General features: G+C 65.7%; 13 protein-coding genes. 11 read left to right on the top strand and 2 right to left on the bottom strand.

What is annotated here, in order from left to right; translation table 11 throughout:
* Position 1 precedes the first annotated feature (1 nt).
* The 8 genes from FG486_RS05370 to nadA all read left to right on the top strand — a co-directional run bounded on the left by FG486_RS05370 (position 2) and on the right by nadA (position 7,827).
* A complete protein-coding gene (locus FG486_RS05370; RefSeq protein ID WP_066279008.1) occupies positions 2-544 on the top strand; it encodes a hypothetical protein in 543 nt (180 codons plus the stop codon).
* 188 nt (positions 545-732) lie between these two features.
* Positions 733-1,941, top strand: a complete 1,209-nt coding sequence (locus FG486_RS05365; RefSeq protein WP_181266710.1) for a trans-sulfuration enzyme family protein — start codon at positions 733-735, stop codon at positions 1,939-1,941.
* 154 nt (positions 1,942-2,095) lie between these two features.
* Positions 2,096-2,497: an endonuclease domain-containing protein gene (locus tag FG486_RS05360; protein WP_241695580.1), complete on the top strand. Its 402-nt coding sequence runs from the start codon at positions 2,096-2,098 to the stop codon at positions 2,495-2,497.
* Positions 2,498-2,709: 212 nt separating this feature from the next.
* Positions 2,710-3,081 (top strand): BlaI/MecI/CopY family transcriptional regulator, encoded by a 372-nt coding sequence (locus FG486_RS05355; RefSeq protein ID WP_060979086.1) that lies wholly within the window; start codon positions 2,710-2,712, stop codon positions 3,079-3,081.
* The gene (locus FG486_RS05350) at positions 3,078-4,925 is read left to right on the top strand and encodes a M56 family metallopeptidase (RefSeq protein ID WP_181266709.1); all 1,848 of its coding nucleotides are present in this window, start codon (positions 3,078-3,080) and stop codon (positions 4,923-4,925) included. Before FG486_RS05355 ends, FG486_RS05350 begins: the two co-directional genes overlap by 4 nt.
* 89 nt (positions 4,926-5,014) lie before the next feature.
* Positions 5,015-5,914: an MBL fold metallo-hydrolase gene (locus FG486_RS05345; protein WP_181266708.1), complete on the top strand. Its 900-nt coding sequence runs from the start codon at positions 5,015-5,017 to the stop codon at positions 5,912-5,914.
* A gap of 49 nt (positions 5,915-5,963) precedes the next feature.
* The gene (locus FG486_RS05340; RefSeq protein ID WP_066278989.1) at positions 5,964-6,734 is read left to right on the top strand and encodes a hypothetical protein; all 771 of its coding nucleotides are present in this window, start codon (positions 5,964-5,966) and stop codon (positions 6,732-6,734) included.
* A gap of 85 nt (positions 6,735-6,819) precedes the next feature.
* On the top strand, positions 6,820-7,827 hold the full coding sequence (gene nadA, locus FG486_RS05335) for a quinolinate synthase NadA (protein WP_181266707.1): 1,008 nt from the start codon (positions 6,820-6,822) through the stop codon (positions 7,825-7,827).
* A 21-nt stretch (positions 7,828-7,848) separates the two neighbouring features.
* Here the strand turns inward: nadA and FG486_RS05330 are convergent, their stop codons facing one another.
* Complete coding sequence (locus FG486_RS05330) at positions 7,849-8,454, bottom strand: lysophospholipid acyltransferase family protein (protein ID WP_181266706.1); 606 nt, start codon at positions 8,452-8,454, stop codon at positions 7,849-7,851.
* A 162-nt stretch (positions 8,455-8,616) separates the two neighbouring features.
* Here FG486_RS05330 and FG486_RS05325 point away from each other — a divergent pair, with 162 nt between their 5' ends.
* The 3 genes from FG486_RS05325 to FG486_RS05315 all read left to right on the top strand — a co-directional run bounded on the left by FG486_RS05325 (position 8,617) and on the right by FG486_RS05315 (position 10,111).
* Entirely contained in the window at positions 8,617-9,132 is a 516-nt protein-coding gene (locus tag FG486_RS05325; protein WP_181266705.1) for a DUF3833 family protein, read from the top strand.
* 95 nt (positions 9,133-9,227) lie between these two features.
* Positions 9,228-9,653, top strand: coding sequence for an organic hydroperoxide resistance protein (locus tag FG486_RS05320; RefSeq protein WP_181266704.1), 426 nt, complete (start codon positions 9,228-9,230; stop codon positions 9,651-9,653).
* Positions 9,650-10,111, top strand: a complete 462-nt coding sequence (locus FG486_RS05315; RefSeq protein ID WP_181266703.1) for a MarR family winged helix-turn-helix transcriptional regulator — start codon at positions 9,650-9,652, stop codon at positions 10,109-10,111. The genes FG486_RS05320 and FG486_RS05315 overlap by 4 nt, the downstream gene beginning before the upstream one ends.
* A gap of 6 nt (positions 10,112-10,117) precedes the next feature.
* Here FG486_RS05315 and FG486_RS05310 read toward each other — a convergent pair whose 3' ends face one another.
* The gene (locus FG486_RS05310) at positions 10,118-10,525 is read right to left on the bottom strand and encodes a DoxX family protein (protein ID WP_181266702.1); all 408 of its coding nucleotides are present in this window, start codon (positions 10,523-10,525) and stop codon (positions 10,118-10,120) included.
* Between the last annotated feature and the right edge of the window lie 7 nt (positions 10,526-10,532).

Below are 10,532 nucleotides of genomic sequence, written 5' to 3'. Positions count from 1 at the left end.
TATGACAGGTTTGAACTTCTGGCCGGGGCGTTTTGTCCCGGCCTTTTTGCTTGCCGCTGCGGCGCTGGTGCTGCCCGCTACAGCCATGGCGCAGACTGCGCCCCAGGCTGCGCAACCGCCAATCTCGGTCGAACCCGTGCCGAGCGAGCTCGAACTCGCCAAGCTGCTCTGGTCGACCATGACGGCGGTGCACCATGCCAATCTTTCGGGCAACTACTCGGTGCTGCGCGACATTTCCTCGCCGGGCTTTCAGGTGATGAACAATGCCGCGCGGCTGGGCGAGATCTTCGCCAGCATTCGCGCAAGCCGCGTCGATCTGTCCAACGCGCTGCTGCTCGCCCCCACCTATACCGAGCCGCCCTCGGTGGTGGAGCCGGGTGTGATCCGCGTGCGCGGCTATTTCGGCCTGAGGCCCACCGCGATCTTCTTCGACTTCTATTTCCAGTGGGTTGAGGGGCGCTGGCGGTTGCATGGCGTTTCGATCAGCCCGCAGGCGATCGCATCCGAGGAAGCGCCGGAGCGGGGGCGGACCTCGACCCGATAACGCTTGCGCGTACGTCCCTCGACTTCGCTCGGGAAAAACGGGTGGGCGGCACCATGCCACGATTCTTTCCACGTTCCCCAGCCCAGTTGAGCGACGTTACGCGAAGCATCGCCTCACATTCCCGCTTCCCCCCGCCCGCATCCGCGCGCATATAGCGCCCGGTTTTTCATCGTTCACAGGCTATCCCCATGAAGCGCAGATCCGGACAAGACCCCGCCATCACCAGCCGCTGGCGCCCCGCCACCCGCGCGATCCGCGGTGGCACCGCGCGCAGCGAGTTCGGCGAAACCTCCGAGGCGCTGTTCCTCAGCTCGGGCTTTGCCTATGACTGCGCCGAGGATGCCGCCGCGCGCTTCAATGGCAAGCAGGACGGCATGACCTACAGCCGGCTGCAGAACCCCACGGTCGAGATGCTGGAAAAGCGCATCTCGCTGATGGAGGGCGCGGAGGCCACGCGCTGCATGGCGAGCGGCATGGCCGCGATGACGGCCGCCCTGCTTTGCCAGCTCAAGATGGGCGACCATGTCGTCGCCAGCCGCGCGCTGTTCGGATCGTGCCGCTGGCTCACCGACACGCTGCTGCCCAGGTTCGGCATCGAGACCACGATCATCGACGGGCGCGAGCTCGACCAGTGGGAGGCCGCGATCCGCCCGAACACGAAGGTGTTCTTCTTCGAAACCCCCGCCAATCCGACGATGGATATCATCGACCTCAAGGCCGTGTGCGACATTGCCCGCGCGCACGGGATCGTGAGCGTCGTTGACAATGCCTTTGCCACCAACGTGCTGCAGCGGCCGATGGAATATGGCGCGGATGTCGTCGCCTATAGCGCGACCAAGATGATGGACGGGCAGGGCCGCGTGCTCGCCGGCGCGGTCTGCGGCACCGAGGATTTCATCACCAACACGCTGCTGCCCTTCACCCGCAATACCGGCCCGACGCTGAGCGCGTTCAACGCCTGGGTGGTGCTCAAGGGGCTCGAGACGCTCGACCTGCGCATCCGCCGCCAGAGCGACAATGCGCTGAAGGTCGCGCGCTTTCTTGAGGGCCGGGTGGAACGGGTCAACTATCCGGGCCTGGCAAGCCATCCGCAGCATAACCTTGCGATGTCGCAGATGGAGGCCGCAGGGCCGATTTTCTCGCTCTATGTCGGCGGTGGCAGGGCACGCGCCCACGCGCTGCTGAATGCGCTCGAGCTGGTCGATATCTCGAACAATATCGGCGACTCGCGCTCGCTGATGACGCACCCGAGCTCGACCACGCACCATGGCCTGGGCGAGGAGGCGCGGCTCGCGGTCGGCATCACCGAGGACATGCTGCGGCTCAATGTCGGCCTCGAGGATGTTGACGACGTGATCGAGGACCTGGACCGGGCGCTGGGCAAGGCGGGGTTGTAAGCGTTTACAGGTTGCGAAGGACCCACCCCTAACCCCTCCCTTTCAGGGAGGGGAACGCGCATACACTGGCCCCTTGCGTAACCTGCTCTCTTCCCTGGAAGGGAGGGGCTGGGGGTGGGTAGGCGGCCATGAGAAACCGCTATAGTCTAGCCCCATGACCAAGCGCGTCCCGCCGCACATGACCCGCAATGCGCGCGCGTTGCGCAATGATCCGACGCTGCCAGAATACAAGCTGTGGCAGATCCTCGCGCCTTATCGTCCACGCTATACCCGGCAGCTGGTCATCGGCCCCTATATCGCCGACATCGCCCACCGCATCGCGCGTCTGGTGATCGAGCTCGACGGCGAGCAGCATCTCGACAACGCGGACGATCTCTTGCGGACGCGCTATCTGGAGGCGCAAGGGTGGGCGGTGGTGCGCTTCTGGAACCATGAGGTGCTGGAAGACCCCTATGCGGTCGCTGAGGCCGTACTCGATCACACCGCGCACCGTCTTGGCGGGACCCACCCCCGGCCCCTCCCTTCTAGGGAGGGGAGCAGGAGGCGCAAGGAGTAAGCGTATGCGTGCTTCCCACTATACAAAGCAGGAGCAGAAGGCGCCGACGTTGAACCGATGCGCGTTCCCCTCCCTGAAAGGGAGGGGTTAGGGGTGGGTCAGCGCCTGCAAAACCACCCTCGCCGCGACCCGATCAAATTCACCGTTTACACCCGTAGTCGAATCGATTACACCCGTAGTCGTATCTCCTGCAACAAGGCGAAGGCGACTCGATGGCTCCCGAACGGATCAGTGATGCGGAACATGCGGTGATGGAGGTGCTGTGGCAGCGCGCGCCGCTTACCGCGACCGAGGTCGCGGACGCGCTGGCCGATGCGCGCGAATGGTCGTTGCAGACGGTCAAGACGCTGCTGTCTCGGCTCACCAACAAGGGTGCGGTTTCCTATGATCAGGACGGCCGCCGCTATCTCTACAGCCCCATTTTGGCGCGCGAGGATTATGTCGGCGATGAATCGCGGCGGTTGGTCGATCGGCTGTTCGGCGGTCGCGCCGCGCCGCTTATCGCGCATCTGGCAGAACAGCAGAAATTCACGGCGGAGGACCTGGCCGAAATCGAACGGCTGATCGGGGAGTTGAAGTCATGATCGGGGAATGGCTCGCATTTCAATCGCTCAGCGATTTTGCGCACGGCGTGGCCGGGCAATGGATGGTCGACACATTGATCGTCACCGCCGCGCTGATGGCTTTGGTGCTGGTGCTGCGCCGTCCGGTGGCGAAGCATTTCGGTGCCGAATTGGCCTATTCGCTCTGGGCGATCCCGCTCGCGCGGCTGTTCATGCCGCCGCTGACGAGGACCATCGAGGTGAAGGTGAGCGCGCCAGCCGCGCCGGTCGCGACCGAGGCGGTCGAGAGTGCCGGAAGCATCATCCCTGCGGCCATGGCCGCCCCCGCCGATGCGATGCCCGAGCCCAGCCTGGTGCAAAGCCTGCTCGCCGATGCCGACTGGTTCGCGATCGGCGTGACGGTGTGGCTGTGCGGCGCAGCGATCTTCCTGATCGCGCAGCTTTCCGCCTATCTGCAGAACCGGCGCGAGCTGCTCGAGGATGCGGTCGAGGTCGCGCGGATCGACGACATTCGTGTGATCGAGATTGCGGGCATTTCCGGCCCCTTCGCCTTCGGCCTGTGGCAGCGTTATATCGCGCTGCCGATCGGCTTCACCCGCGATTACAACCCGGTCGAGCGCGAGCTGGCGCTGGCACATGAACGCAGCCACCACCGCGCCGGCGACCTCTGGGCGAATTTCGCCGCGCTGGCGATGCTGTCGCTGCACTGGTTCAACCCGATCGCCTGGATGGCCTGGCGCGCCTTCCGCTTCGATCAGGAAGCGGCGTGCGATGCCCGCGTGCTGCGTCGCCGCACCAGCGCCGAGCGGCTGGCCTATGCCCGCGCCATCGCCAAGGCGGCGACCGGCCACACGCTGGCCTTTGCCAGCCCCCTGAACCCCAAGGAAAAGATCGTCGAGCGGCTCAAGATCATGAAGCAGTCGGAAACGTCGAAAGGCCGCAAATGGCTGGGCGGATCGCTGATCGGTGGCGGTCTGGTTACCGCGATGGCGATGACCGCGACGGTGAGCTATGCGGTTCAGCCGGTCGAGCCCGAAACGCCCGAAGCGCCGCTCGCTCCGGATGCGCCTGACGCGCCGGAGGCGCCTGCAGCACCGTCGGTCAAGGTCGATGACGGCGTCTATGTGTACACGCTGCGTCGTGACGACGGGAAGAAGGTGGTGCTCCGCCTCAACCGCCCGGCGCGCCAGAAGGAACTCGACCGCATGGCCGCCGAAGCCGAACGCTCGCGCGCCGAGGCCGACCGCGCGCTTGCCGGCGCGGATCGTGCTCTGGCCGAGGCGGATCGCGCACGCGCCGAAGCGGACCGTGCCGCAGGGCAGGCGGCCTGGGCTGCCAGCGAGGCAGAGCGCCGCAGCGCCAGCGCCTATGCGCATGCCTCGCGGGTCATGGTGCGCAATGGCAAGCCTGGCGAAAACATCATCGAGCTGGGTGACAATCATACGCTGCGCATCCAGACCACCGATTGCGAAGGCAGATCGAAGTCGGCCGCGTTCATGACCCAGACCGAAACGCGCAATGGCCAGGTGACGCGCACCAAGGTTGTCACCTGCGGCCAGGTGATGCCCGACGAGGCCGAGATCGCAGCGCAGATCGAGCGCGGCATGGCCGAAGGCCGCAAGTCGATGGAACGCGCGCGCGCCGAAATCCGTCGCAACCCGAACCTGAGCGCCGAGGACCGCGCCGAAGCGCTGCGCGGGTTGGATGAAGGCCTGCGCGAAATGCGGGCTGGCCTGGCCGAGGCGCGCCGTCAGGTTCGCCGGGATGTCCGCCGCGACATGGGAGAGGTCAGGCGCGAGATGAGCCGTATTCCGGAGCCGCCCGAAGCGCCCGAACCGCCCGCTCCTCCGGCGCGGACCTGGTAAGCGCTACCGATCGACCCACCAAAAGGGGCTGCGCGGCAAAAGTTGCGCAGCCCCTTTCGTTTGAGTGCCAGAGGTGCCAACTAGAGCGCATGGAACTGCCCGCTGACCTGCCGACCGGCCTTGCCGAGACGATAGAACCGCTTGTTCGCCGTGTGCTGGCGGGCAATCCCTCGCCGTTCACCTATACCGGCACGCAGACCTATGTGGTCGGCAACGGCCCCGATGTCGCGGTGATCGATCCGGGTCCGGCGGACGAGGACCATATCGCGGCGATCCTGGCGACGGTGGGCGAGGCGCGCATCGCGGCCATCATGTGCACGCACACGCATCGGGACCACAGCCCCGCCGCCGCGCCGCTCAAGGCTCGCTCTGGCGCACCGATCGTCGGTTGCGCGCCGCTGATCCTGTCCGACGAAGGCCCGCGCGCCGATGAGGCGTTCGACACGACCTATTCGCCCGACCGGGTGCTGACCGATGGCGAGCGCGTTTCGGGCACCGGCTGGACGATCGAGGCGGTGGCGACGCCTGGCCATACCAGCAACCATCTGTGCCTCGCGCTGGTCGAAAGCGGCGCGCTGTTCACGGGTGATCATGTGATGGGTTGGTCGACCAGCGTCATCTCGCCGCCCGATGGCGACATGGCGGCCTATATGCAGAGCCTCGCGAAACTGCAGGAACGCTCCGACCGCATCTACTATCCTGCGCACGGGCCTGCGGTGGAAAACCCTGCACAGCTGGTGCGCGGCATGATGGGGCATCGCAAGCAGCGCGAGCGCCAGGTGCTGCGCCAGCTCGAGGCGGGACCGCAGACCATCCCAGCGATGGTGCCCGACATGTACAAGGGCATTGATGCGCGGCTCCATGGCGCGGCGGGCCGGTCGGTGCTGGCGCATCTGATCGACCTGGAACATCGCGGCGCGGTGGCGCGCGATGGCGATCTGTGGCGGCTGGTCGCAGGCGCGCCCGAGGCCGCAAACAGCATTTCGTAAATCGCTGGTTCCGCGTTATGCTCTCGCCGGGTCCGGGGGGAGTCGAAACATGGCGGTTACCGGCGTTCTGCGACAACGTTCGGCTGAGGCCGAACCCTTTTATGCCTGGTCGGCGACCATCATGGCGTTGGTCGTGGTTGCGGGCTTCAGCCTGCACCTCGCCATGGGGCGATCGACCTTTGCCGCACGGCCGCTGGTCCATGTGCACGGCGTGGTGTTCATGGGCTGGGTGCTGCTGTTCACTGCCCAGGCCTGGCTGGCGGTGCAGGGGCCGCACAGCGCGCACCGCCTGCTCGGGCGGATCACCGCCGTCTGGGTGGTGCTGATGATGGCGCTAGGTTTCTGGATCACCATCGATGTGGTGCAGCGCGGCATCACCCCGTTCTTCTTCCAGCCGCAGCATTTCCTGATCGCCAATCCGTTCAACCTGCTGATGTTCGGATGTCTGATCGTCGCGGCGCTTCGGCTGCGGCATCAGCCGGACTGGCATATGCGGCTGCAGCTCTGCGCCATGACCAGCCTGCTCAACCCCGGCCTTGGCCGCCTGCTGCCGACACCGCTGCTGGTCCCGCACGCCTGGGAAATCCCGCTGCTGGTCGCATTGATCTTTCCGGTGGCGGGGATCGTCCGCGATTGGCGGCACGGCATCCGTTTCCATCCCGCCTATCTGTGGGGCATGGTCGCGATCGCGCTGCCGATCCCGGTGGTCAACCTGATCGCGCCGACCGCGCTGGGCGATGCGATCTATGCCTGGACGGTCGCAGGGCATCCGGGCGAAGTTATTGCAGGTATGGCATTTCCGCCGCCGCCCCCCATGTAACGCGCCATCGACCATTTGCCCTTGGCTTGCCGCACGTCTAGACAGGGGCGCGAGGGGCATCGGTGCCCCGTGTTGAGGAAATGCCATGACTGCACAACCCCGCGAAAATCTCTCAGGCCTCGACCTGCGCGCCGAAATCGACCGGCTGCGCAAGGAGAAGAACGCGGTCATCCTGGCGCATTACTACCAGAAGCCCGAACTTCAGGATCTCGCCGATTTCGTCGGGGATTCGCTGGAACTGTCGCGGATCGCGGCGGAGACCGATGCGGACGTTATCGCCTTTTGCGGCGTCAAGTTCATGGCCGAGACCGCCAAGATCCTCTCGCCCGACAAGATCGTCGTGCTGCCGGACCTGGACGCGGGCTGTTCGCTCGAGGACAGCTGCCCGCCGGACAAGTTCGCCGCCTTCCGCGCGCAGCATCCCGACCATATCGCGCTGACGTACATCAACTGTTCGACCGAGGTGAAGGCGCTGAGCGACATCATCGTCACCTCGTCCTCGGCGGAAAAGATCCTGAGCCAGATCCCGGTAGATCAGAAGATCATCTTCGGCCCCGACAAGCATCTGGGCGGTTATCTCCAGCGCAAGCTGGGCCGCGAGATGCTGCTCTGGCCGGGCGTGTGCATCGTGCACGAGGCGTTCAGCGAGACCGAGCTGCTCAAGCTCAAGGCGCAATATCCCGACGCGCCAGTCGCCGCGCATCCCGAATGCCCCGCGCATATCATCGACCATGCCGATATGGTCGGATCGACCAGTGCGATCCTGAAATTCGCCAAGGAAACGCCGAGCGAGGTGGTGATCGTTGCGACCGAACCGCACATCATCCACCAGATGGAAAAGGCGGTGCCGGAAAAGACGTTCATCGGCGCGCCGGGCGCGGACGGCAACTGCAACTGCAATATCTGCCCGTACATGGCGCTCAACACGATGGAAAAGCTCTATGTCGCGCTGCGCGACCTGGAGCCGCGGATCGAGCTGGACGAGGAACTGCGCCTCCAGGCGAAGAAGTCGCTCGACCGGATGCTCGAAATGGCGAGCAGCACGGTGGGGCAGGGCGATCTCGGCCGCCCCGATCTCGCGCATCAGGGCTGATCAGCCCTGGCGCCTCAGGCGCTATTTGTGCACCGCATTGCGCCCCGCCATCGCCGAATAGAAGGCGAAGGCGGGGGCCATGTCCTTCTCGTAATCGCCGGTCGGGTGGATGACCGGGCCCAGGCCTGCGCGCCGGTTGCCATAATCCATGAACCCGCAGACGATCGGCACGCCCGCGCCATGCGCGATGCGGTAGAATCCGGTGCGCCAGGCGTCGACGGTCTTGCGCGTGCCTTCGGGCGCGATCGTCAGGATGAAGTCCTCGCGGGTGGCGAATTCGGCGATCATCTGCTGCACCATGTCGCCCGCCGCGCTGCGATCGACGGGGACGCCACCCATCTGCCGCATGAAATTGCCGAACGGCCAGCGGAACAGCGAGGTCTTGGCCATGAAATGCGTCTGCAGCCCCAGTTCGCGCGTCACCCCCATGTAATTGGGAAAATCCCAGTTGCTGGTATGCGGCACCGCGATGATGACATAACGCCGGTCGAGCGGCGGCGTGCCCACTGCCGTGAACCGGTGGCGGCGATAGATGAACATCAGCAGCGCATAGAGCGTGCGCGCCATCCAGCCGAGATGCGCGGTCGAAGGCTCGCGCGAGCGCGACGCCTGGCTTGCCTTGGTCATCCTACCCCCGGTCGCGCCTTGCCTCCTCCAGCGTGATAGCCGTAGCGGCAGGCGCCTGCCGCCTAGTGACGCAAGCGCCGCACGAGATCAACGGGGCAGATCACGAAAATTCCGAATGGCGATAGGCTGGAGCCGTCTCCCGATCTCGGTTAGCCTGGCCCGATGACGCGCGTACATCTCTCGCTGCTTCCAGTCCTGATCGCGCTGACCGGCTGCGTCGGCGCATCGGGGCGCCCAGGCCTCGCGAGCGATGCGCCCACCTTCGATGTCGCGCGCGCCTTTGTTGGAGCGAGTGCGGGCGAGGGGCGGCTCAAAATCGCGTTCCGCAAGACACGTCCGGTGCATGTCCAAAGCACCGGTCACCAGGCAGAAGACGGAACGATCGTGGTCGACCAGATCATCACCGAGCCAGGCCGCAAGGCCACCACGCGCCAGTGGCGGCTGCGCGAGGTCGCGCCGGGGCGCTATGCCGGCAGTCTGTCCGATGCGGCAGGTCCGGTCGAGGGCGCGGTGCGCGGCAATTGCCTCGAACTGCGCTTTCGCATGAAGGGCGATCTGACCGCGCACCAATGGCTGTTCGCCATGCCCGATGGCCGCACGGTCCAGAACCGCATGTCGATCCGCAAATCGGGCATTCTGGTCGCCCGGCTGCACGAGACGATCACGCGAAGGGATTGATCGAAAAAAATGTGACCTCTTCGCGAGCAATTATATTGCACACAATATAATTGCTTCCTATCTATCGGTCATACACGGACAACAAGGAGCAGACCATGAGCACTCTCTACACCACGCGCGTCAACGCCTATGGTGGCCGCAGCGGTACCATCAAGAGCGAGGACGGCATTCTCGACCTCGCACTCGCCATGCCCAAGGAGCTGGGCGGCAAGGGCGGCGCGACCAATCCCGAACAGCTGTTCGCCGCAGGCTATGCCGCCTGTTTCGAGAACGCCGTCATCCATGTGACGCGCGGCAAGGCCGACAAGGTCAAGGATAGCGATATCGAGGTCGCGGCCGAGGTCAGTCTGCTGCCGACCGAACAGGGCGGCTTCCAGCTCGCGGTCGCGCTCGAGGTCGAGATCACCGGGGTCGACCAGGCGAAGGCCGAGGAGATCGTCCAGGCGGCGCACGCGGTCTGCCCCTATTCGAACGCGATCCGCGGCAATGTCGACGTCAAGATCAGCGTGTTCGCGCAATGACCGGTAAGGTGGCAGCGCCGGGCGATGATCCGCTTCTGCTCGATCGGCAGGTGTGCTTTCCGCTCTACGCTGCCACCAACCTGCTGAACCGGCTTTACGGCCCGGTGCTGAGGCCGCTGGGTCTCACCTACCCGCAATATCTGGTCATGCTGGTGCTGTGGGAAGAGGAGCCGCAGACGGTCGGAGCGCTGGGCGCGCGGCTCTATCTGGACAGCGGGACGCTGACCCCGCTGCTCAAGCGGATGGAGCAGGCCGGCCTTGTCAGGCGCACCCGCGATGCCGAGGATGAGCGGCGCGTGCTGATCGGCCTGACCGAGCGGGGCAGGGCGCTGCGCGCCGACGCGCTGCACGTGCCCGAAACGATCGCAGGCGGTCGCTCGCCCGAGGGGCTCGACCAGCTTCGCGAAGGCGTTCGCAAGCTGGTGGCTATGCTGGCTGCGCCTGGCGGGGCCGGCTGACCGCGCTCAGCGGCGTTTCCTGAACGGCCAGTCGGTCACCCCGCCGACCCACAACGCCCACCAGATGATCAGCGGCTGCAGCATCAGGCGCGGGCCGTGATAAGCCCAGGGCAGGCGGTTGCCGCCGATGGCGATGTCATTGATCGCATGGTTGAGATTGGCGGGCCAAACGCACAGCGCGTAAAGCGCCAGCCCGATGCCCGCGGCCCGGCGCAGGCGCGGGATCATCAGCCCGATCGCGCCTGCGATTTCCGCGACCCCGGTCCAGAACACCACCGCGTGCGGGCTGGGCACCCAATCGGGCGTGATCGCGACAAAGCCGCCGGGCGAACGGATATGGATCACGCCCGCCGCGAGATAGATCAGCGCCAGCAGCCAGCGAAAGCCCGTGCGGACGGGAGATTGCCGAGGCACGGGGCGT

This window comes from Blastomonas ursincola (assembly GCF_013607875.1).
Lineage (GTDB): Bacteria > Pseudomonadota > Alphaproteobacteria > Sphingomonadales > Sphingomonadaceae > Blastomonas > Blastomonas ursincola.
Note: the sequence above shows the minus strand (reverse complement) of the source record. Positions and strands in the feature narration are given on the sequence as shown.